The organism is Escherichia sp. E.sYA108 (genome assembly GCF_011754335.1).
Classification (GTDB): domain Bacteria; phylum Pseudomonadota; class Gammaproteobacteria; order Enterobacterales; family Enterobacteriaceae; genus Escherichia; species Escherichia coli.
In genome coordinates this window covers 2,217,274-2,239,483 of record NZ_JAAQVZ010000001.1, presented here as the reverse complement: position 1 = coordinate 2,239,483, position 22,210 = coordinate 2,217,274, and the positions used below count along the sequence as shown (strand labels likewise).

The 22,210-nt window shown below is 49.2% G+C and carries 26 protein-coding genes; 12 read left to right on the top strand and 14 right to left on the bottom strand.

Annotated features, from left to right (window positions below):
- The 3 genes from manZ (at position 1) to mntP (ending at position 2,360) form a co-directional block, all read left to right on the top strand.
- The gene (gene manZ / locus HBM92_RS10440) at positions 1 to 852 is read left to right on the top strand and encodes a PTS mannose transporter subunit IID (RefSeq protein ID WP_000228655.1); all 852 of its coding nucleotides are present in this window, start codon (positions 1 to 3) and stop codon (positions 850 to 852) included.
- A 54-nt stretch (positions 853 to 906) separates the two neighbouring features.
- Positions 907 to 1,365: a DUF986 family protein gene (locus tag HBM92_RS10435; protein WP_000156255.1), complete on the top strand. Its 459-nt coding sequence runs from the start codon at positions 907 to 909 to the stop codon at positions 1,363 to 1,365.
- Between the two features lie 428 nt (positions 1,366 to 1,793).
- Complete coding sequence (gene mntP / locus HBM92_RS10430) at positions 1,794 to 2,360, top strand: manganese efflux pump MntP (RefSeq protein WP_001296134.1); 567 nt, start codon at positions 1,794 to 1,796, stop codon at positions 2,358 to 2,360.
- Here mntP and rlmA read toward each other — a convergent pair.
- The 5 genes from rlmA to mgrB all read right to left on the bottom strand — a co-directional run bounded on the left by rlmA (position 2,357) and on the right by mgrB (position 4,872).
- Entirely contained in the window at positions 2,357 to 3,166 is an 810-nt protein-coding gene (rlmA, locus tag HBM92_RS10425) for a 23S rRNA (guanine(745)-N(1))-methyltransferase (protein ID WP_000010139.1), read from the bottom strand. The two genes, mntP and rlmA, sit on opposite strands and share 4 nt — an antisense overlap.
- Before the next feature lie 165 nt (positions 3,167 to 3,331).
- Complete coding sequence (cspE, locus tag HBM92_RS10420; RefSeq protein ID WP_001062678.1) at positions 3,332 to 3,541, bottom strand: transcription antiterminator/RNA stability regulator CspE; 210 nt, start codon at positions 3,539 to 3,541, stop codon at positions 3,332 to 3,334.
- 12 nt (positions 3,542 to 3,553) lie between these two features.
- Complete coding sequence (locus HBM92_RS10415; protein ID WP_001295496.1) at positions 3,554 to 3,697, bottom strand: DUF2627 domain-containing protein; 144 nt, start codon at positions 3,695 to 3,697, stop codon at positions 3,554 to 3,556.
- A 669-nt stretch (positions 3,698 to 4,366) separates the two neighbouring features.
- Complete coding sequence (locus tag HBM92_RS10410) at positions 4,367 to 4,654, bottom strand: YebO family protein (protein WP_001006866.1); 288 nt, start codon at positions 4,652 to 4,654, stop codon at positions 4,367 to 4,369.
- A gap of 74 nt (positions 4,655 to 4,728) precedes the next feature.
- On the bottom strand, positions 4,729 to 4,872 hold the full coding sequence (gene mgrB, locus HBM92_RS10405) for a PhoP/PhoQ regulator MgrB (RefSeq protein WP_000714544.1): 144 nt from the start codon (positions 4,870 to 4,872) through the stop codon (positions 4,729 to 4,731).
- 158 nt (positions 4,873 to 5,030) lie between these two features.
- Between mgrB and HBM92_RS10400 the strand changes: the two genes are divergently transcribed.
- Positions 5,031 to 5,270, top strand: a complete 240-nt coding sequence (locus tag HBM92_RS10400; RefSeq protein WP_001211011.1) for a YobH family protein — start codon at positions 5,031 to 5,033, stop codon at positions 5,268 to 5,270.
- Between the two features lie 143 nt (positions 5,271 to 5,413).
- On the opposite strand, the gene kdgR is transcribed toward HBM92_RS10400, so the two are convergent.
- Positions 5,414 to 6,205 (bottom strand): DNA-binding transcriptional regulator KdgR, encoded by a 792-nt coding sequence (gene kdgR / locus HBM92_RS10395; RefSeq protein ID WP_001262188.1) that lies wholly within the window; start codon positions 6,203 to 6,205, stop codon positions 5,414 to 5,416.
- 176 nt (positions 6,206 to 6,381) lie between these two features.
- On the opposite strand from kdgR, the gene HBM92_RS10390 reads away from it, so the two are divergent.
- Positions 6,382 to 7,755, top strand: coding sequence for an MFS transporter (locus tag HBM92_RS10390; RefSeq protein ID WP_001296135.1), 1,374 nt, complete (start codon positions 6,382 to 6,384; stop codon positions 7,753 to 7,755).
- Between the two features lie 45 nt (positions 7,756 to 7,800).
- On the opposite strand, the gene htpX is transcribed toward HBM92_RS10390, so the two are convergent.
- The 4 genes from htpX to msrC all read right to left on the bottom strand — a co-directional run bounded on the left by htpX (position 7,801) and on the right by msrC (position 12,234).
- Positions 7,801 to 8,682, bottom strand: a complete 882-nt coding sequence (htpX, locus tag HBM92_RS10385; protein ID WP_000984517.1) for a protease HtpX — start codon at positions 8,680 to 8,682, stop codon at positions 7,801 to 7,803.
- A 191-nt stretch (positions 8,683 to 8,873) separates the two neighbouring features.
- The gene (prc, locus tag HBM92_RS10380) at positions 8,874 to 10,922 is read right to left on the bottom strand and encodes a carboxy terminal-processing peptidase (protein ID WP_001055794.1); all 2,049 of its coding nucleotides are present in this window, start codon (positions 10,920 to 10,922) and stop codon (positions 8,874 to 8,876) included.
- Between the two features lie 19 nt (positions 10,923 to 10,941).
- Positions 10,942 to 11,640 (bottom strand): RNA chaperone ProQ, encoded by a 699-nt coding sequence (proQ, locus tag HBM92_RS10375; RefSeq protein ID WP_000431376.1) that lies wholly within the window; start codon positions 11,638 to 11,640, stop codon positions 10,942 to 10,944.
- Positions 11,641 to 11,736: 96 nt separating this feature from the next.
- Positions 11,737 to 12,234 carry an L-methionine (R)-S-oxide reductase gene (gene msrC / locus HBM92_RS10370; protein WP_001029106.1) on the bottom strand — a complete coding sequence of 166 codons (498 nt, stop codon included), beginning with the start codon at positions 12,232 to 12,234 and terminating at the stop codon, positions 11,737 to 11,739.
- 129 nt (positions 12,235 to 12,363) lie between these two features.
- Here msrC and yebS point away from each other — a divergent pair, with 129 nt between their 5' ends.
- The 5 genes from yebS (at position 12,364) to HBM92_RS10345 (ending at position 18,418) form a co-directional block, all read left to right on the top strand.
- The gene (gene yebS, locus HBM92_RS10365; RefSeq protein ID WP_001304298.1) at positions 12,364 to 13,647 is read left to right on the top strand and encodes a membrane integrity lipid transport subunit YebS; all 1,284 of its coding nucleotides are present in this window, start codon (positions 12,364 to 12,366) and stop codon (positions 13,645 to 13,647) included.
- Positions 13,616 to 16,249 carry a lipid-binding membrane homeostasis protein YebT gene (yebT, locus tag HBM92_RS10360; protein WP_001327806.1) on the top strand — a complete coding sequence of 878 codons (2,634 nt, stop codon included), beginning with the start codon at positions 13,616 to 13,618 and terminating at the stop codon, positions 16,247 to 16,249. The genes yebS and yebT overlap by 32 nt, the downstream gene beginning before the upstream one ends.
- A 79-nt stretch (positions 16,250 to 16,328) precedes the next feature.
- Positions 16,329 to 17,768, top strand: a complete 1,440-nt coding sequence (gene rsmF / locus HBM92_RS10355; protein ID WP_001704100.1) for a 16S rRNA (cytosine(1407)-C(5))-methyltransferase RsmF — start codon at positions 16,329 to 16,331, stop codon at positions 17,766 to 17,768.
- A gap of 117 nt (positions 17,769 to 17,885) precedes the next feature.
- Complete coding sequence (locus HBM92_RS10350) at positions 17,886 to 18,122, top strand: YebV family protein (protein ID WP_001295499.1); 237 nt, start codon at positions 17,886 to 17,888, stop codon at positions 18,120 to 18,122.
- Positions 18,123 to 18,226: 104 nt separating this feature from the next.
- Entirely contained in the window at positions 18,227 to 18,418 is a 192-nt protein-coding gene (locus HBM92_RS10345) for a YebW family protein (protein WP_001317886.1), read from the top strand.
- Here the strand turns inward: HBM92_RS10345 and pphA are convergent, their stop codons facing one another.
- The 4 genes from pphA to yobA all read right to left on the bottom strand — a co-directional run bounded on the left by pphA (position 18,419) and on the right by yobA (position 21,074).
- On the bottom strand, positions 18,419 to 19,075 hold the full coding sequence (gene pphA / locus HBM92_RS10340) for a protein-serine/threonine phosphatase (RefSeq protein WP_000812743.1): 657 nt from the start codon (positions 19,073 to 19,075) through the stop codon (positions 18,419 to 18,421).
- Positions 19,076 to 19,469: 394 nt separating this feature from the next.
- Complete coding sequence (locus HBM92_RS10335) at positions 19,470 to 19,811, bottom strand: YebY family protein (RefSeq protein WP_000984819.1); 342 nt, start codon at positions 19,809 to 19,811, stop codon at positions 19,470 to 19,472.
- Positions 19,812 to 19,823: 12 nt separating this feature from the next.
- Positions 19,824 to 20,696, bottom strand: a complete 873-nt coding sequence (gene copD / locus HBM92_RS10330) for a copper homeostasis membrane protein CopD (RefSeq protein WP_000879311.1) — start codon at positions 20,694 to 20,696, stop codon at positions 19,824 to 19,826.
- A gap of 3 nt (positions 20,697 to 20,699) precedes the next feature.
- Entirely contained in the window at positions 20,700 to 21,074 is a 375-nt protein-coding gene (gene yobA, locus HBM92_RS10325; RefSeq protein WP_000168747.1) for a CopC domain-containing protein YobA, read from the bottom strand.
- Between the two features lie 138 nt (positions 21,075 to 21,212).
- Between yobA and holE the strand changes: the two genes are divergently transcribed.
- Both holE and yobB read left to right on the top strand, forming a co-directional pair.
- Positions 21,213 to 21,443, top strand: coding sequence for a DNA polymerase III subunit theta (gene holE, locus HBM92_RS10320; RefSeq protein ID WP_000916763.1), 231 nt, complete (start codon positions 21,213 to 21,215; stop codon positions 21,441 to 21,443).
- Between the two features lie 102 nt (positions 21,444 to 21,545).
- Entirely contained in the window at positions 21,546 to 22,202 is a 657-nt protein-coding gene (yobB, locus tag HBM92_RS10315) for a carbon-nitrogen hydrolase family protein YobB (RefSeq protein ID WP_000011644.1), read from the top strand.
- Positions 22,203 to 22,210: the final 8 nt, after the last annotated feature.

Below are 22,210 nucleotides of genomic sequence, written 5' to 3'. Positions count from 1 at the left end.
ATGGTTGATACAACTCAAACTACCACCGAGAAAAAACTCACTCAAAGTGATATTCGTGGCGTCTTCCTGCGTTCTAACCTCTTCCAGGGTTCATGGAACTTCGAACGTATGCAGGCACTGGGTTTCTGCTTCTCTATGGTACCAGCAATTCGTCGCCTCTACCCTGAGAACAACGAAGCTCGTAAACAAGCTATTCGCCGTCACCTGGAGTTCTTTAACACCCAGCCGTTCGTGGCTGCGCCGATTCTCGGCGTAACCCTGGCGCTGGAAGAACAGCGTGCTAATGGCGCAGAGATCGATGACGGTGCTATCAACGGTATCAAAGTCGGTTTGATGGGGCCGCTGGCTGGTGTAGGCGACCCGATCTTCTGGGGAACCGTACGTCCGGTATTTGCAGCACTGGGGGCCGGTATCGCAATGAGCGGCAGCCTGTTAGGTCCGCTGCTGTTCTTCATCTTGTTTAACCTGGTGCGTCTGGCAACCCGTTACTACGGCGTAGCGTATGGTTACTCCAAAGGTATCGATATCGTTAAAGATATGGGTGGTGGCTTCCTGCAAAAACTGACGGAAGGGGCGTCTATCCTCGGCCTGTTTGTCATGGGGGCATTAGTTAACAAGTGGACGCATGTCAACATCCCGCTGGTTGTCTCTCGCATTACTGACCAGACGGGCAAAGAACACGTTACCACTGTCCAGACTATTCTTGACCAGTTAATGCCAGGCCTGGTACCACTGCTGCTGACCTTTGCTTGTATGTGGCTGTTGCGCAAAAAAGTTAACCCGCTGTGGATCATCGTTGGCTTCTTCGTCATCGGTATCGCTGGTTACGCTTGCGGCCTGCTGGGACTGTAAGACTGTTGTACACTACCGGGGCCTTTTGGCCCCGTTTTTTTATCTGGAGGATTAATGACAATCACGGACCTGGTACTGATTCTTTTCATCGCCGCACTCCTGGCCTTCGCGATCTACGATCAGTTCATCATGCCCCGCCGTAACGGCCCCACCCTGCTGGCAATTCCTTTGCTCCGGCGTGGTCGCATCGATAGCGTTATCTTCGTCGGATTGATTGTCATTCTTATCTATAACAACGTCACGAATCATGGCGCGCTAATAACAACATGGTTATTAAGTGCACTGGCTCTGATGGGTTTTTATATATTCTGGATCCGCGTTCCGAAGATCATCTTTAAACAAAAAGGTTTTTTCTTCGCCAATGTCTGGATTGAATATAGCCGAATCAAAGCGATGAACTTGTCGGAAGATGGCGTGTTGGTGATGCAATTAGAACAGCGCCGGCTGTTAATCCGCGTTCGAAATATCGACGATCTGGAAAAAATTTATAAGCTTCTCGTTTCAACTCAATAAGTTATGAATTTAGCCAAAGCTATGTTTAGTGTATTTTTAATAATCAGACATAGCTTAGGCTATATTACCTCTTCCCTTATTTGTTATTTATTTTAACGTTTCATTGATATATAAATCTAAATGAAAATCGTTATCAATAAAGCAATGAAATAATATATTCCAACAGTTGTTTTATATTCTCAAAATATGTTAAGGTTGCGCCCTCATTTGGGGAGTAGCCGATTTCCAGATTCCGGAAATGTACGTGTCAACATACTCGTTGCAAAACGTGGCACGTACGGACTGAACACTTTCAGTCAGGCGAGACCATATGCACATCAATCGCTATGCCTGCATGAACGCGAAAACCATCGCGGCTTGTTGTTCATGTATGCATGTTTGCTGGGGGCGATGATGTGTTTTATGGATACCCCGGTCAGGACGTTGTCATGAATATCACTGCTACTGTTCTTCTTGCGTTTGGTATGTCGATGGATGCCTTTGCTGCATCAATCGGTAAAGGTGCCACCCTCCATAAACCGAAATTTTCTGAAGCATTGCGAACCGGCCTTATTTTTGGTGCCGTCGAAACCCTGACGCCGCTGATCGGCTGGGGAATGGGCATGTTAGCCAGCCGGTTTGTCCTTGAATGGAACCACTGGATTGCGTTTGTGCTGCTGATATTTCTCGGCGGGCGAATGATTATTGAGGGTTTTCGTGGCGCAGATGATGAAGATGAAGAACCGCGCCGTCGACACGGTTTCTGGTTACTGGTAACCACCGCGATTGCCACCAGCTTGGATGCCATGGCTGTGGGTGTTGGTCTTGCTTTCCTGCAGGTTAACATTATCGCGACCGCATTGGCCATTGGTTGTGCAACCTTGATTATGTCGACATTAGGGATGATGGTTGGTCGCTTTATCGGCTCAATTATTGGGAAAAAAGCGGAAATTCTCGGCGGGCTGGTACTGATCGGTATTGGCGTCCAGATCCTCTGGACGCACTTCCACGGTTAATAAGAACGCTGCCAGAGGTGAATATTAAAGTCCGTCTGGCAGTCGAACACTTCTTTTGCTGCCAGTGCTTGCCAGACTTCAGGCTTCGCACGCCAGGCAAACGGCGTCATCTGCAATAATGCGACGGCTTCATCACCGCGAAGACGCATCAGATAACACAACTCATCACTCTGCTGTAATGTAAAACCTTTCAGTTGTTCTGCATGAGGTGCATGAAGATGTACTTCATTGTAAATCAGCCCCTTCAGCTCCATTAAGTGTCTCGGTCCCGGCGTGGCAGTAATGACCCAACCGCCGGGCTTCACTACTCGCACTAATTCTTCTGCTTTACACGGCGCGTAAATACGTATTATGGCGTCCATACTGGTATCGGAAAACGGCAAACGGTGGCTGGAAGCGACACAAAAAGTGACCTGCGGATAGCGTTTCGCCGCCGCTTTTATCGCTACCTTCGAGACATCCAGGCCAAACGTGGTGATTTCGGGCAACGCATCAGCAAATGCGTGTGTGTAATACCCTTCACCACAGCCAATATCCAGCACCGCCGCGGCCTTTTCATCAAGCCGTTCCCGCAGTTGGCCGACAATTGCATCACGCAGCGGCTGATAATGTCCGGCATCTAAGAATGCGCGGCGTGCTTGCATCATTTCCGCGCTGTCGCCCGGATCACGAGACCGTTTATGCTGAACGGGCAGCAGATTGACATACCCTTCTTTCGCCATATCAAACTGATGTCGCTGGGGACAGATATAGCTGTTTTTTTCACGCGAAAGAGGCTGATGGCAAAGTGGACAGGAAAACGACATGACAACTCCGGCAGGATACTAAAGGCCGCAAGTGTAACGCGAATCATGCGGCGGGCAAATATCCGAACGACTGGAGCGAAGATAAAACAAAGTAAAAAGCCTCGCATTCGACGAGGCTTTATAGCGAGATTGAAGCGTATTCACACTTCAGATCAGTGGATTCGATCAGATAGCTGTTACGTTAACAGCTGCCGGACCTTTCTGACCGTCCTGAATTTCGAACTCAACGTTCTGACCTTCAGCCAGAGTTTTGAAGCCATTACCCTGGATAGCGGAGAAGTGTACGAACACATCTTTGCTGCCATCAGCCGGAGTAATGAAGCCAAAACCTTTAGACTCGTTGAACCACTTAACCTGACCTTTAATCTTTGCCATTTGAAAAATTCCTTAGATTGTTTTCTTCGCCCGCAGGCATAACATAGATAAAACTGACACATTACTGCATGAGGCACCAATATAAGGCTCGGCAGAGAAGCGGTATTCAACGTCAACGTGTTTACTCAGGACTTCTTTACTGAAAATGCCACACATAAACAGAACTGTACCTCGTTTAACCCGAAATCTGTTATCACATACAACGTTAATTATGGCAAGCCATTTTTAAACATGTCTCGATCAGACGCACAAATCTCGATACGTCTTCCACTTTTTTTGCACACTTATGCAACGGAATACGCGCCGATATATCATTGTGCTTAACCTTGCCAGTTCAGGCAGATACTTAAACTGACGTATTTTCTAACATAGTTCAATAAGTTCAGTTGTTCCAGGCCTGTGGGAGAAGTTATTACATAGTGCGTGCAATATCACATTTTCTACTATGCAATGAATAAAAAGTTATATCACTTTTTCTCATAAAACAGTCAGTTAACGGCTATCAATTACCCCAAAGAGAAGTCAATCTCCAAAGGTATTGTAAATTTAAAATAAGAAAAATTGATGAATGAGTAAAAAAATCAAGAGAGAAACGTTTCGCTAATAAATAATACCACACTTAATCACAAATTCGATGTAAACATCCTAATAAATTAATGGGGTAAATATCTTTTTCTGATATCCCGTTACGCAAATAAATAATATGATAATTATTTGAAGTCAGACCAGAGTTTTAATTTGAAGCAGTTGCACCATGACAGTGCGTATAATCAGCATGAATTGAGTAACCCTTCAACGACGGGGTTACTCAAGATTGAGGAAGGATTATCGTTCGGCGACCAGACGAATAATATCTTCGTCTTCAACCGATTTTTGACTCTCAACGGTCTTTTTATCTGCTTTCTCAGGTTCGTTTGCTTCGCACAAACGACGTAACAGTGCATTTTGACGTTTTTGCTGATCCAGCAACGCCTCAAGCAGTTCAATCTGTTCGTTAGTCCGTGAACTGGCACGATTGATAAAAAACCACAAGATGAGCCCGATAAGAAGAACCACCACCGATACAACCAAAGACGCAATGTTCATCACGCCTGAATTTACAACTTCGTTCATTTCACCACCTCTGAGTAGAGGCGCTATTCTACCACTGCTGGAGAGGAAGAAAATCTAGTGCTGAAAAAATGATATCACCACGGGATAAACTGGTTAATGGCACAAATTCCGCTGAAAAATTGTACATCCTGATCGCACATCATGTTGAATACCTGCGCCCAAAGCAGCAAGCACGCCAACACCACGACAACCAGAGCGACCCATCGAAACTTTTTCACTCCAATCTCCGTTTCACCTACCTTATGTCATTAAACTAGCATGCGTTAGTTAAACAGCGCCTAACTATGTCGATATTCGTGCTTTTTCGGAATGAGTCGCTTGCTTCAGCGCATATTGCCGCTACGATTAAGCGAACATAAAAAGAGAAGAGGTTGTAATGCGATTCATCATTCGCACAGTTATGCTGATAGCGCTGGTATGGATAGGATTATTACTCAGCGGATATGGCGTTTTGATTGGAAGCAAAGAGAATGCCGCGGGATTAGGTTTACAATGTACCTATCTGACCGCCAGAGGCACCAGCACGGTACAATACCTGCACACTAAAAGTGGTTTTCTGGGGATAACAGATTGCCCGTTGTTACGTAAAAGCAATATTGTGGTCGATAATGGTTAAGGATAATAAATAACCAGATTCTCACTCATGAGTAAAATATTCTTATCGCAAGTGCGTTTAATATAACGCCACCTTCAACTTTATTTTTCTCATGCTAAATAAAGAACCTGTCTGTTTGATATTCAGACAGGTTCTTACTCTCCTCAGAACGGATAGTCGTGATAACCCATTTGGGCAGAAATTTTGCGCGCCGCGGTATGCAACATTGCGACATATTCCTGTAAACGCTCTTCAGAGAAACGCAACGTCGGGAAGGAGATGCTCAGACCGGCAATGACCACGCCAAAGCGATCAAATACCGGAACCGCAATGCAACGCAGTCCTTCTTCCTGCTCTTCATTATCTTCGCCATACCCCTGCTCGCGCACCTGGTCCAGAACGGGTAATAACGCTTCTGTACTGGTGATGGTCCGCTCGGTACTGCGTTTATACTCCACGCCCTCAAGAATTTGCATCACTTCATCGCGATCGCGCCATGCCAGCAGTACCTTACCAATCGCGGTGCTGTACAGCGGATTACGACGCCCAATCCGTGAATACATGCGCAAATTGTACATTGAGTCAATTTTGTGGATGTAAACAATACTGTCTTCGTCCAGTGCGCCGAGGTGGATAGTTTCTTTGGTCAGGCGGGAGATCTCACGCATCTGGATATCTGCGCTACGAATTAAATCGACGTTTTGCAACGCGCGAGCGCCCAGTTCGAACAATTTCAGGGTCAGCGAATATTTCTCCGACTCCCCTTCCTGCGCCACATAACCTAAAGTTTTCATGGTCTGTAAAAAGCGATAAACGGTGCTTTTTGACATCATGACGCGCTGCGACAACTCGGTTATCCCTATTTCGCGCTCTTCACCCAGCGCCTGCAAAATGCCAAAAACTTTTAGCACGGAAGATACAGAATCAGGCTGTTTATCCAGATCTGCGTTAGCCATTTATCACCTCATTGCGAGTGTTTTATAAAAATCAGAACTGTTTTTTATTATAATTTCGCACCTGGGTGGTCGCAATCCATCTTTTGCCGGTTAGTTACAATTCTGCGACATCCACCGTGAATATCAGTGCTAGAATCATACCCCTGTTGATTATTCACCAAAGATATAAAATTCCTATGCCAAAAGTTCAGGCCGACGGCCTGCCATTGCCCCTGCGATACGGTGCGATATTAACCATTGTGATTGGTATTTCGATGGCTGTCCTTGACGGCGCAATCGCCAACGTCGCCTTGCCAACAATCGCTACGGACCTTCATGCCACGCCGGCCAGTTCCATCTGGGTAGTGAACGCCTATCAAATCGCCATTGTCATCTCCCTGCTCTCGTTTTCGTTTCTGGGCGATATGTTTGGCTATCGACGTATTTATAAATGCGGTCTGGTCGTTTTTCTGTTGTCTTCACTGTTCTGCGCCCTTTCTGATTCGCTGCAAATGCTCACCCTTGCGCGTGTCATACAAGGTTTCGGCGGTGCAGCGTTGATGAGCGTTAATACCGCACTTATCCGCCTGATCTATCCACAACGTTTTCTGGGTAGAGGGATGGGCATAAACTCGTTTATTGTTGCCGTCTCTTCTGCTGCCGGGCCGACAATTGCTGCAGCAATCCTCTCCATCGCATCCTGGAAATGGTTATTTTTAATCAACGTACCGTTGGGAATTATCGCCCTGCTTCTGGCAATGCGTTTTCTGCCACCCAATGGTTCTCGCGCCAGTAAACCCCGTTTCGACCTGCCCAGCGCCGTGATGAACGCGTTAACCTTCGGCCTGCTTATCACTGCGTTGAGTGGTTTCGCTCAGGGGCAATCGCTGACATTGATTGGTGCGGAACTGGTGGTAATGGTTGTCGTTGGTATTTTCTTTATTCGCCGCCAGCTTTCTCTTCCCGTACCGCTGCTACCGGTGGATTTACTGCGTATCCCGCTGTTTTCACTTTCTATTTGCACATCTGTTTGCTCTTTCTGCGCACAAATGCTGGCAATGGTTTCCCTGCCCTTTTACCTGCAAACCGTGCTCGGGCGTAGTGAAGTCGAAACAGGTTTACTTCTGACACCGTGGCCGTTAGCAACGATGGTGATGGCTCCACTGGCAGGCTATTTGATTGAACGCGTACATGCAGGATTGCTGGGTGCTTTAGGGTTATTCATCATGGCTGCGGGGCTTTTTTCCCTGGTTCTGCTGCCAGCGTCACCTGCGGATATCAATATTATCTGGCCGATGATCTTATGTGGTGCTGGATTTGGCTTGTTCCAGTCACCCAATAACCACACCATTATTACCTCCGCTCCTCGCGAACGTAGCGGTGGAGCCAGTGGCATGTTAGGGACGGCTCGTCTTCTGGGTCAGAGTAGCGGCGCGGCTCTGGTAGCGCTGATGCTAAATCAGTTTGGTGATAATGGTACGCACGTCTCGCTGATAGCTGCGGCTATTCTGGCAGTGATTGCTGCCTGTGTCAGTGGTTTACGTATCACTCAGCCACGATCCAGGGCATAAAAAAAGCGCGTCGATCAGGACGCGCTTTTTAGTATTTACTTCATATTACTTCAGGTATTCACCCGTACGCAGAGCTTCAATACGTTTATCCAGCGGCGGGTGAGTCATGAACAACTCACTGAGCGATTTCGACTTCCCGTTAATGCAGAAAGCCATCATGCTGGTTGCTTCTTGCGGTTCATAGCTGGTTTTCAGGCGCTGCAATGCAGCAATCATTTTCTCGCGACCAACCAGTTTTGCTGAACCCGCATCGGCGTGGAATTCACGATGACGCGAGAACCACATGGTGATAATGCTCGCCAGAATACCAAACACCAGTTCCAGAACCGTTGCAACCGCAAAGTAGATCAGCGGGTTGCCGTTGCTCTCTTCACCTTCATCACGGTTTCCGCCCATAAAACCCGCGGCAAGCTGCGCCAGAATACGGGAAATAAAGATAACGAAGGTGTTCACCACGCCCTGAATCAGCGTCATGGTGACCATATCACCATTGGCGATGTGGCTGATTTCGTGAGCAATTACCGCCTCGGCTTCATCCGGGCTCATGTTCTGCAGCAAACCGGTGCTGACAGCAACCAGAGAGGCATCACGGCGCGCACCGGTTGCAAAAGCATTGATGTCCGGCGCATGGTAGATAGCCACTTGCGGCATAGCGATCCCCGCCTGACGAGCCTGGGTTGCTACAGTATTGACCAGCCAACGTTCCCTTTCGTTACGCGGTTGCTCGATCACTTCCCCGCCAACAGATCGTAATGCCATCCATTTGGACATCAGAAGCGAAACGAAGGAACCACCAAAACCGAACAGCAAGGCCATGATCATCAGCCCCTGAACGCTGCTCGACTGTATCCCTGTCAGGCTCAGTACCAGCCCGAAAACGACCATTACGGCCAGGTTCGTTAGCAGGAAGAGCGCGATTCGCATCATAATTTTCTTTTTACCTCAGTTTAACAAAACGCAATATGCGATACCCACATCGTATGGGTTACGCGACTATTTTCAAGTCTGGATAGTGCGTAAGTCACCAGAAAGACACAACTTTACATTTTGTAGCATCTGATTTACGGCATCTTGCCGCTGTTAAAAAATCAGGCACAATTTCTTGTGCCTGATTGATATTACTTGACGGGAGCGGGTTGTTCCGCGGGTCTGGCTTTTTCAAGCTTCGCCAGATCGAGTGCGATATTCACCGTCTCATCCAGATAAGGATCTGGCTCCTGGTAATCTTTCGGTAGATCATCCAGTTTCTTCAACTCCGGTTTACCTTCGCGTTTAAAGCGTTCGTTCAAACGCGCCAGACGCGTCGCATCATCTTCATTATTCTCTTTCTCACGCACAGCGTAATTCAGAGAAACGATATTGCGCTTGTCCTTCATAGCGTTGAAGCGCGCGATATCCTTCATGATGTTCTGGAACTCAGGATCTTTCGCGATACGCGCATTATGTTCCTTCAGCAGCTCCGGTTCAAAGGCCGTTAAATCTCCTGATTTCACATAAGTCGCGGCATCAATGCTATCCCACGGCAGCGCGTTATCTTCGAATTTCTCACCCGTTTCCGTTTCTTCATTACCCGTCGGCATGATGATGTCTGGCGTTACGCCTTTACGTTGCGTACTGCCGCCGTTAACGCGATAGAATTTCTGGATCGTGTACTGCACAGAACCCAGCGCTGGCCATTCAGGACGTAACATCTGATCGTAAATACGGTTTAATGAACGGTACTGCTGAACGGTGCCTTTACCAAATGTCGGTTCACCCACAACCAGGGCACGACCGTAATCCTGCATTGCCGCGGCAAAGATTTCTGAAGCCGAAGCACTGAAGCGGTCAACCAGCACCACCAGCGGGCCTTTATAGAAGACCTGTCCGTCGGTGTCGCTGTCTTCACGAACCTTGCCGTTGTTATCGCGGACCTGAACAATCGGGCCGGATGGAATGAACAGACCGGAGAGCGATACGGCTTCAGTCAACGCCCCACCACCATTGCTACGCAGGTCGATAATCACACTGCTGACATTCTGTTTTTCCAGTTTCTGCAATTGCACTTTGACATCGTCTGTCAAACCTACATAGAAGCCCGGAATATCCAGCACGCCGACTTTCTCTTTACCGACGGTCTTCACCGACATTTTAACCGCGCGGTCTTCGAGACGAATACGTTCACGGGTCAACGTTACCGTACGGGTCTTGGTCCCTTTACCAGCAGGTAAAATTTCCAGACGAACCTTACTGCCCTTAGGCCCTTTAATTAAGGCCACCACATCATCAAGACGCCAGCCAATCACGTCAACCATCGGCTTGCCTGTTTGACCAACACCGACAATTTTGTCACCAACGCTGATAGCTTTGCTCTTCGCTGCCGGACCTCCTGCCACCATCGAATTGATAACGGTGTAGTCATCATCCATTTGCAGCACTGCGCCAATACCTTCCAGCGACAAACTCATTTCAGTGTTGAACTGTTCGGTATTACGCGGGGAAAGATAGTTGGTATGCGGGTCGATTTCACGTGCAAACGCCGTCATTGCCAGCGAGAAAACATCTTCGCTGTTGGTTTGCGCCAGACGACGAATGGCAAATTTGTAGCGGCGAGTCAGGGTTTCACGAATTTCCTTATCCGTTTTTCCTGTCAGCTTCAGGCTTAACTCGTCGAATTTGACTTTACTGTCCCACAGCGCGTTCAACTCAGCCTCGTTTTTCGGCCAGGGCGCTTTGCTGCGGTCAAGGTTATAAGTGTCGTTGCCGGTGAAATCCATCGGCTTTTCCAGTACCGACAAAGCGTACTGGTAACGTTCAAAACGGCGCTTTTGCGCCAGATTGTAGAGATCGTAGAAAACGTCGAGTTTACCTGAACGCAGTTCATCGCCTAACTCAGTTTTCTTTTTCGCGAACTGTTCAACATCGCTTGCCAGCAGCACATTGTGGCTGTAATCGAGCAGATTCAGGTAGCGGTCAAAGATTTTGGCCGAAAATGCCTGATCGAGGTCGAACTGGCGATAATGAGAACGGGTGAAGCGCGACGTTACGCGCTCACTCACCGTCGCATGCTGCGTCTCTTCCTTTAATACCGGAATTTGATCAGCACGCGTGATATCTTCTACAGCGAAGGTCTGGCCTGCTATTGCAAGCAGGCCAGCTAACGCGGTAAGCCTAAAAAACATGTTCATGCCTGGCCCGGCCTCCGTTTCAGAACACCAGGTGTTCTGCGCGCACAATCAAAGACATACCCGAATTCAGCTGGACGCGGACGCCGTCTTTGGTGATTTCTAATACGGTGGCATCCATCGCGTTTTGACCCGCTTTCACCTTCAGGGCTTGTCCGACAGTCAGAGCTGAAATGTCAGAAACCGGGGTGTGCTGTTCTTCGCGAGGTGCTTTTACTGTTTTTGGCGCTTTCTCTACCGGCTTTTGCGAACGAGGTTTACGTTCAGCGCCTTCTTTGCGGCGTGGCGTGGTCGGACGTGGCTTGCGTTCGCGGCGCGGTGCGTCTTCTTTCTCACCAGCAGCTGCGGCAGCTTCGCGTTTTTTCGCTTGCTGTTCAGCACGCTGTGCCTGAACACGCGCTTTCGCTTCTTCAAGCTGCTTGCGAGCATGCTCGACATGTTGCTCGTCCAGCTCACCGCATGGGTTGCCGTCAAGATCGACACGTGTTGCGCCGGGTTTAACACCGTAAAGATAACGCCAGCTCGAAGTGTAGAGACGTAAAGCGGATCGCAATTGCGTTTTGCTCAGGTTCATTTCCCCGGCAACACGATCGACCAAATCCTGAAAAATACCGATTTTCAGCGGACGCGCTTCACCTTCCGCACTGAAACAGTGGGGAAAACGTTCGGCCAGAAACGCGATTACTTCTTTACTGCTATTCAACTTAGGTTGATTTTCCATGAAATTTCCTGATTACAACGGACGTAGCCAACAAGCGCAGGCATGAACAGGCGTCATTATAATGACGCTATCAGTAAATGCTACGTTATCCGTTGATTATCCTGCGACGCTCGCAAAGAATTTTTTGTAATCCGTCGTTGCAAGCACTTTTTCAAGCTGTGCCACAAGCTGACGTAAGCCTTGCTCATCCTCGTCTGTAAAGCGACCGAAGACGGTACTATCGATGTCGAGAACACCAATAATCTGATTTTTCACCACCAGTGGCAGAACAATTTCAGAATTACTCGCCGCATCACAGGCAATATGCCCGTCAAACGCGTGAACATCCTCGATACGCTGCACTTGATTGCGGGCAACCGCAGTGCCGCATACGCCGCGCCCAACGGGTATCCGGACACAGGCAATTTTGCCCTGAAATGGTCCGAGCACCAGTGTATCGTCCTCAAGCAAATAAAAACCTGCCCAGTTTACGTCAGTGAGACGCTCATATAACAACGCACTGGTGTTCGCAAGCGTTGCCAGAAAACTGGTTTCTCCCGCCATCAGCGCGTTAAAGTCGCGATTTAAATCCGCGTAAAATTCTGCTTTGTTCATTATATAATCACTTGGTTGTCTTACCTGGAACTGCCAGCCTATTAAAATAAGCATTAAATGCGTTAATGCTCAAGATCATTCCCATCATGGGTTAAGATTAATGTTAATTCTTATTACATTTGGCACGTCATGGCTCTTAACACACCACAAATTACGCCGACAAAGAAGATAACAGTGAGGGCTATCGGCGAGGAACTGCCGCGTGGTGATTACCAACGTTGCCCGCAATGTGACATGCTGTTTAGCCTGCCCGAGATAAATTCTCATCAAAGTGCCTATTGTCCGCGCTGTCAGGCAAAAATTCGTGACGGGCGCGACTGGTCGCTAACGCGCCTGGCGGCAATGGCCTTCACCATGCTGTTGCTTATGCCGTTTGCCTGGGGCGAACCGCTGTTGCATATCTGGCTGTTAGGCATTCGTATTGACGCCAACATTATGCAAGGCATCTGGCAAATGACCAAACAGGGCGATGCGATAACGGGGTCGATGGTCTTTTTCTGCGTTATCGGTGCCCCCCTCATTCTGGTGACCTCCATAGCTTATTTATGGTTTGGTAACCGATTGGGAATGAATTTACGCCCGGTACTGCTGATGCTTGAGCGGCTGAAAGAGTGGGTGATGTTGGATATCTACCTGGTCGGCATTGGCGTTGCTTCTATAAAGGTACAGGATTATGCCCATATCCAGGCGGGGGTCGGCTTGTTCTCTTTTGTGGCGTTGGTGATTTTAACGACGGTGACGTTGTCACATCTTAATGTCGAAGAACTGTGGGAGCGATTTTATCCGCAGCGCCCCGCTACGCGTAGGGACGAGAAACTCCGTGTCTGTCTTGGGTGCCATTTTACCGGCTATCCTGATCAGCGTGGTCGCTGCCCGCGTTGCCATATCCCGCTACGCCTGCGTCGCCGTCATAGTCTGCAAAAATGCTGGGCGGCGCTGTTAGCGTCAATCGTTTTGTTGTTACCTGCCAACCTGTTGCCTATCTCTATCATTTATCTGAATGGTGGTCGGCAGGAAGATACGATTCTTTCCGGAATTATGTCGCTGGCAAGTAGCAACATTGCAGTTGCGGGAATCGTGTTTATCGCCAGTATTCTGGTACCGTTTACTAAAGTGATCGTCATGTTCACTTTACTGTTGAGTATTCATTTTAAATGCCAGCAAGGTTTACGCACACGCATTCTGTTACTGCGGATGGTGACCTGGATTGGTCGCTGGTCGATGCTCGACCTGTTTGTCATATCTTTAACCATGTCGCTGATTAATCGCGATCAGATCCTCGCTTTTACTATGGGACCGGCTGCGTTTTATTTCGGCGCAGCGGTAATTTTGACTATTCTTGCTGTGGAATGGCTGGACAGCCGCTTACTTTGGGATGCACATGAGTCAGGAAATGCCCGCTTCGACGACTGAAGCGCAGATTAAAAATAAACGCCGTATCTCACCTTTCTGGCTGCTGCCGTTCATCGCGCTAATGATTGCTGGTTGGCTGATTTGGGACAGTTATCAGGACCGGGGCAATACTGTCACCATCGACTTTATGTCGGCGGATGGTATTGTTCCAGGCCGTACGCCTGTTCGTTATCAGGGCGTTGAAGTTGGAACAGTGCAGGATATCAGCCTCAGCGACGATCTTCGTAAGATTGAAGTCAAGGTCAGCATCAAGTCCGATATGAAAGATGCGCTGCGCGAAGAGACACAGTTCTGGCTGGTGACGCCAAAGGCCTCGTTGGCAGGTGTCTCCGGGCTGGACGCCCTCGTCGGTGGTAATTATATCGGCATGATGCCGGGTAAAGGTAAAGAGCAGGATCACTTTGTCGCACTCGACACCCAACCGAAATATCGGCTGGACAATGGCGATCTGATGATCCACCTGCAAGCCCCCGATCTCGGTTCACTGAGCAGTGGTTCATTGGTCTATTTCCGCAAGATCCCGGTGGGAAAAGTCTACGACTATGCCATCAATCCCAACAAGCAAGGCGTGGTGATTGATGTCCTGATCGAGCGGCGTTTTACCGATCTGGTGAAAAAAGGTAGCCGTTTCTGGAACGTTTCCGGCGTTGATGCCAACGTCAGTATCAGTGGCGCGAAGGTGAAACTGGAAAGTCTGGCGGCACTGGTTAACGGTGCGATTGCCTTCGATTCACCTGAAGAGTCGAAACCTGCCGAAGCGGAAGATACCTTTGGTCTGTATGAAGACCTGGCCCATAGCCAACGTGGCGTAATAATAAAACTGGAACTGCCAGACGGTGCCGGATTAACCGCCGACTCGACGCCGTTAATGTATCAGGGGCTGGAAGTCGGACAGCTGACTAAACTGGATTTAAATCCTGGTGGTAAAGTCACTGGGGAAATGACCGTTGATCCCAGCGTCGTCACCCTGCTTCGTGAAAATACCCGCATCGAATTACGCAACCCGAAATTATCCCTTAGCGATGCCAATCTCAGCGCCCTGCTGACCGGAAAAACCTTTGAGTTGGTGCCCGGCGATGGCGAGCCACGCAAAGAGTTTGTTGTTGTGCCAGGCGAAAAAGCCCTGCTGCAAGAGCCGGATGTTCTGACACTGACCCTGACAGCACCAGAAAGTTACGGTATTGATGCTGGTCAGCCGCTCATTCTTCACGGCGTGCAGGTAGGCCAGGTTATCGATCGTAAACTCACCAGCAAAGGCGTCACCTTTACCGTCGCCATCGAGCCTCAGCATCGCGAACTGGTAAAAGGCGATAGCAAATTTGTCGTCAACAGCCGCGTCGACGTGAAGGTGGGGCTGGATGGCGTTGAGTTTCTCGGTGCCAGCGCCTCAGAATGGATCAATGGCGGAATACGTATTCTGCCGGGCGATAAAGGCGAGATGAAAGCCAGCTATCCACTGTATGCCAATCAGGAAAAAGCGCTGGAGAACAGCCTTAGCGATTTACCCACCACAACCGTGAGTTTGAGTGCAGAGACGCTGCCGGATGTGCAGGCAGGATCGGTAGTGCTGTACCGTAAATTTGAAGTTGGTGAAGTTATTACTGTGCGTCCGCGAGCTAACGCGTTTGATATCGATCTGCATATTAAACCGGAGTATCGCAACCTTCTGACCAGCAACAGCGTGTTCTGGGCAGAAGGTGGGGCGAAAGTTCAGCTGAATGGTAGTGGTCTGACTGTACAGGCATCCCCGCTCTCCAGAGCATTAAAGGGGGCTATTAGCTTCGATAACCTCAGCGGTGCCAGCGCCAGTCAGCGTAAAGGCGACAAGCGTATTCTGTATGCTTCCGAAACAGCGGCCCGTGCGGTTGGCGGACAAATTACGCTTCACGCTTTCGATGCCGGAAAACTGGCGGTCGGGATGCCAATTCGCTATCTCGGTATTGATATCGGGCAAATCCAGACGCTGGATCTGATTACCGCACGCAATGAAGTACAGGCAAAGGCGGTGCTCTATCCGGAATATGTCCAGACCTTTGCTCGCGGTGGTACGCGCTTCTCAGTGGTCACACCGCAAATTTCGGCAGCTGGCGTTGAGCATCTTGATACTATCCTCCAGCCGTATATCAACGTCGAACCAGGCCGGGGCAATCCTCGCCGCGACTTTGAATTACAAGAGGCCACCATTACTGATTCGCGTTACCTGGATGGCTTAAGCATTATTGTTGAAGCGCCGGAAGCCGGTTCGTTAGGTATCGGTACACCTGTGCTGTTCCGTGGTCTGGAAGTAGGTACGGTTACCGGAATGACGCTGGGGACATTGTCAGATCGCGTGATGATTGCGATGCGCATCAGTAAACGCTATCAACACCTGGTGCGTAACAATTCAGTCTTCTGGTTGGCATCGGGTTACAGTCTGGACTTTGGTCTGACGGGCGGCGTAGTGAAAACCGGCACCTTTAACCAGTTTATCCGTGGCGGCATCGCCTTCGCCACGCCTCCGGGTACGCCACTGGCACCGAAAGCCCAGGAAGGCAAGCACTTCCTGTTGCAGGAAAGTGAACCGAAAGAGTGGCGTGAATGGGGAACTGCGCTTCCCAAATAATGCCCACTGCTCCGGCGTGCCTGCGCCGGAGCGTTTATGCTAAACTGCGCGCCTGTTTTTTTGCCAGTGGTATATGCTCGTGGCCCAACACACCGTTTATTTCCCGGACGCCTTTCTGACACAAATGCGCGAAGCGATGCCTTCGACGCTCTCTTTTGATGATTTTCTTGCCGCCTGTCAGCGCCCGTTGCGCCGCAGCATTCGCGTTAATACGCTGAAAACCTCCGTTGCTGATTTCCTGCAATTAACTGCACCTTATGGCTGGACGCTTACGCCAATTCCGTGGTGTGAAGAAGGTTTCTGGATTGAACGCGACAATGAAGATGCATTGCCGTTGGGTAGTACCGCCGAGCATTTAAGCGGCCTGTTTTATATTCAGGAAGCCAGTTCAATGTTGCCTGTTGCCGCCTTGTTTGCTGACGGTAATGCACCACAGCGGGTGATGGATGTCGCTGCTGCACCAGGTTCCAAAACGACGCAAATTGCTGCGCGGATGAATAACGAAGGGGCAATCCTTGCCAATGAGTTTTCCGCCAGTCGGGTAAAAGTGTTACATGCCAATATCAGCCGCTGTGGCATCAGTAATGTTGCGCTCACGCATTTTGATGGCCGCGTATTTGGTGCGGCAGTGCCAGAAATGTTCGATGCCATTTTGCTGGACGCTCCCTGCTCCGGCGAAGGCGTGGTGCGTAAAGATCCCGATGCGCTAAAAAACTGGTCACCAGAAAGCAATCAGGAAATCGCAGCGACCCAACGGGAGCTGATCGACAGCGCCTTTCATGCATTACGTCCTGGCGGTACGCTGGTTTACTCGACCTGTACCTTAAACCGGGAAGAAAACGAAGCCGTTTGCCTGTGGCTGAAAGAGACTTACCACGACGCAGTAGAGTTTTTACCGCTTGGCGATCTCTTCCCTGGTGCAAATAAGGCGCTGACCGAAGACGGCTTTTTGCATGTTTTCCCACAAATTTACGACTGCGAAGGCTTCTTCGTTGCTCGTCTGCGTAAAACTCAGGCGATCCCCGTCTTACCCGCCCCAAAATACAAAGTGGGCAATTTCCCGTTTAGCCCGGTGAAAGATCGCGAAGCCGGTCAAATTCGTCAGGCGGCTGCAAGTGTTGGCTTAAACTGGGATGAAAACCTGCGACTCTGGCAGCGTGACAAAGAACTGTGGTTGTTCCCGGTAGGCATTGAAGCCCTGATCGGTAAAGTCCGATTTTCTCGCTTGGGGATTAAACTTGCCGAAACGCACAACAAAGGTTATCGCTGGCAGCATGAAGCCGTTATTGCCCTTGCCTCCCCCGACAATGTGAACGCTTTTGAACTGACACCGCAGGAAGCGGAAGAGTGGTATCGCGGGCGCGATGTTTACCCGCAAGCCGCGCCAGTGGCGGATGATGTATTGGTTACTTTCCAGCATCAGCCGATTGGTTTAGCCAAACGGATTGGTTCACGACTGAAAAACAGCTACCCGCGTGAACTGGTGCGCGACGGGAAACTTTTTACCGGTAACGCCTGACAGCGCACAAAAAAAGCGCACTTTTTGACTGGCACATTCAACTGCCTCAACTAGGCTGAAAAATGGTGCGATCGGACTGGTCGTACCACAACCGGCAGCTAAATGGAGAGCACGAAGATGAAAACCAGTGTGCGCATAGGCGCTTTTGAAATCGACGACGGCGAATTACACGGCGAATCGCCGGGTGATCGAACGTTAACCATTCCTTGTAAATCAGACCCCGATTTATGTATGCAACTGGATGCCTGGGATGCTGAAACCAGTATCCCTGCCCTGCTAAATGGCGAACACTCTGTCCTTTACCGTACCCGTTACGATCAACAATCTGATGCCTGGATTATGCGTCTTGCCTGATCCAAAAAGAACCCGTCGGCATGGCGGGTTATTTGTCCGGGTTATTCCCCCGTTGTAAAATCTCTCCTAAACTTAACGGTACGGCACCACACTTCGGGGATGAAATGTTCGCGCTGGTACTTTTTGTTTGCTACCTGGATGGCGGTTGTGAAGACATTGTTGTGGATATCTACAACACGGAACAGCAGTGTCTTTATTCTATGAGCGATCAACGGATCCGCCATGGCGGTTGTTTTCCGATTGAGGATTTTATAGATGGTTTCTGGCGACCTGCACAGGAGTACGGTGATTTTTAATTATTGCAATTGCACAAGAGTCAGTTCTCCCCCAAAGACAGCACCGGTATCAATATAATGCAGGTTGCCAATATCCACGCGATGGCGCAAAGGTGTATGACCAAACCAGAAATGATCAGCACCTGCAATTCCCTGCCCTTTTTGGCGTTCACCTAATCGCGAGCGGCTCCACAAGACCTGATGCAAATCGACGTCCTTTTGCCATTCATAGACATCATCTGGATAATCGGCATGAGCAATAACATGTTTGCCGGTGCGACTGTGTAATTCAAGAATAAAGGGCAAATGCTGACATTTTTCCAGCGCCGTTTTCGCTTGTTTCTGTTGATTATCTGCCAGCGCAATAAACCAGTCGCCGCCATTTATCAACCATAAAGACATCTGCCGGGATGCCAGCGCATCCATCGCCATCTGTTCATGATTGCCTCTTACCGCACGAACCCAATGTTGTTCCAGTAACTGCAGGCAACGTAAACTTTGCGGCCCACGATCGATAACGTCTCCCACTGAGATAAGTAAATCTCGCCACGGATCAAAACGACAATGCCATAATTTGCGGCGCAACTGCTCAAGACAACCGTGTATATCGCCTGAAAGCCAGATATGTCGCCATTGATGACCCGCAATTCTCTGATAAACGGGCGCAGGCTGTTTCATCAATATTTTCCTCCCGCGCTAAAGATCACATAATCTTAACAAGAATGTTAAAAAACGCTGGACTCAGACAGTAGAGTGTGTGTTATGGTTGACTATAAAGTCAGCGAAGGGAATGCTTCTGGCTTTTAACAGATAAAAAGAGACCGAACACGATTCCTGTATTCGGTCCAGGGAAATGGCTCTTGGGAGAGAGCCGTGCGCTAAAAGTTGGCATTAATGCAGGCTTAGTTGCCTTGCTCTTTAAGAATAGATGACGACGCCAGGTTTTCCAGTTTGCGTGCAAAATGGTCAATAAAAAGCGTGGTGGTCATCAGCTTAAATGTTAAAAACCGCCCGTTCTGGTGAAAGAACTGAGGCGGTTTTTTATTGGAAATCAAAAGGCTATTTTAGGTAATTAACAGAGTTTTTCAGCTCGCTCTATAAACGGTGCCAGACTCATTTTTTCGCCGGGATTGTTAGGATCATCAATCTGAATCACCGAAATGGGTTGGGCTTTAGTCTTCCCACTGGCAACTTCCTTTTGTGCGATATCGTTTAAAGGATACTGCACGAGGGTACTTGGGTTAATGACATACAAAGCATTACCCGGTCGGCAAGTCAGCATCACCTCTTCGCGATTAAACGCCCATTTGTCTTTACCCACTTCAAAACGGCTGACGGTAATCACCTGCGGTGCCGCCAGCGCAGCTGCAGAACTGGTGAGTAACAGAAACGCCAGAATACTTTTTCTCATCATTTTCGTAATCCATCAAAAAGGTTCGAGAGTCGCAAGCAGGCTGATGATCACCAGCACTACCGCACCTATCGCCCATTCGAGTTTAGTCATCCAGACAAACCAGGGAGCCGCACGATCTTCATCCTGCCTCATGCGCGGTACAAGAACATAACGATTAGCCAGCGCGATGACCACCATAATCATCACCAGGATGGCTTTGAGCAATAAGAGTTGGCCCCAGTAAGTCGTAAGCGTGGGGGGAAATCCGGTAATCAACAATGCATTAAGCACGCCGCTTGCCAGTACGCCGATCACCGCAAAATGCCCGCACCAGGAAAAACGCATCAGCGCCTGAATAGCCTGGTGTCGCCAACGGCCTTTGATGAGTTGCATACACCAGAGCACCGGCAGTAATCCCCCAAACCACGCCGCCGCACAGATCAGGTGAATTGCGTGATTAGTCTGATGGATTTTCGCCGTTACCCCTTCATTCAACGTCGCATGCCCGACTCCCGCCAGCAGAATAAATTGCGCGGTAGTGAGCATAAACAGCAAACGTGGCATATTCCGCGGTTGCATAAGGGCGACGATCAACGTTACGAGGGCGAGAACAATTTGCCATAACCAGACGCCACCAAACTGCGTTTGCAAAACAGCCAACCAAATGTTTGGCGAAAATACATCTGACCATCCCGCTCCCATCAACCCGCCCTGAACGGCGAGCATTGCAGTGGCACTGATCAAACTCCAGACGGCAGCGTGCTGTTGTAAACGCAGAAAACGCTTCGTCAGCAAGCGACGAATCGTTAAGGGGGCCAGCCAGGCACCGTACATTGCGAAGCCAAAAACCAGCATCAGCGAGGTGAAATGGATAAATCGCAGCGCGATCCAGGTAAACGCCAGCATGATTTATTTCACACTAAAGGTGTAATGTCCTTTCGTTTTATGCCCATCCACCGAAACAACATGCCAGTCAACGGTGTAGGTTCCGGGTTTCAGCGAATCGGCCAGTGGAACAATCAGTTGCTTTTGGTCCTGCTCATTCCGCTTCGCCGGTAATGTTTTAATATTTTCGTTTTTTGGCCCCGTGATTTTTGCACCACTGAATCCTGTTTCAACGCCTTCCGAGAAGTTTAAAGTGATTGCCTGCGGAGCTGCTGTCACTTGTGCATTTGCCGCAGGATACTGATGCGTTAAATGCGCATGTGCCCAGACGGAAGGTGTCACCAACGAAGTGGTCAGGATTGCCAGCGCGTAGCGAAGGGAGCGTGCAGTTGAAGCCATATTATCTATTCCTTTTTGTAATAACTTTTTTACAGAGCATAACCTTGTCTAATGTCTGAGTCGAGGATCATCAATTCCGGCTTGCCATCAAGGCTCACTCTTAGTAACTTTTGCCCGCGAATGATGAGGAGATTAAGAATGCTGAAGAATCTGGCTAAACTGGATCAAACAGAAATGGATAAAGTGAATGTCGATTTGGCGGCGGCAGGGGTGGCATTTAAAGAACGCTACAATATGCCAGTGATCGCTGAAGCGGTTGAACGTGAACAGCCTGAACATTTGCGCAGCTGGTTTCGCGAGCGGCTTATCGCCCACCGTTTGGCTTCGGTCAATCTGTCACGTTTACCTTACGAGCCCAAACTTAAATAAAACTTATACATAGTTACACTTTCTTACATAACGCCTGCTAAATTATGAGTATTTTCTAAACCGCCCCCCATAATTTGCAGTCATTTTGAAAAGGAAGTCATTATGTCGTTCTGGAAAGTTGCAGCAGCGCAATATGAGCCTCGTAAAACCTCACTCACCGAACAGGTAGCTCATCATCTGGAGTTTGTGAGGGCCGCCGCCAGGCAACAATGTCAGCTGTTAGTTTTTCCATCGCTTTCTTTACTGGGGTGTGATTATTCGCGACGTGCCCTTCCTGCCCCACCCGATCTCTCGCTATTAGACCCGCTTTGTTATGCCGCAACGACCTTGCGAATGACCATCATTGCCGGCCTTCCCGTTGAATATAACGATCGCTTTATTCGTGGAATTGCGGTGTTCGCACCGTGGCGAAAAACGCCAGGGATCTACCATCAGAGTTATGGTGCATGTCTGGGCCGTCGTTCCAGAACCATCACGGTGGTCGATGAACAACCGCAAGGTATGGATATGGACCCGACCTGTTCACTGTTTACGACAGGGCAATGTCTGGGAGAACCCGACCTGCTGGCGTCGGCCCGTCGCTTACAATTTTTTTCACATCAGTACTCGATTGCTGTGCTGATGGCAAATGCCCGTGGTAACAGTGCACTATGGGATGAACATGGTCGTCTCATCGTTCGCGCCGATCGTGGTTCATTATTGTTAGTCGGTCAGCGTTCATCACAGGGTTGGCAAGGCGATATCATTCCATTACGCTAGGCTTTTTC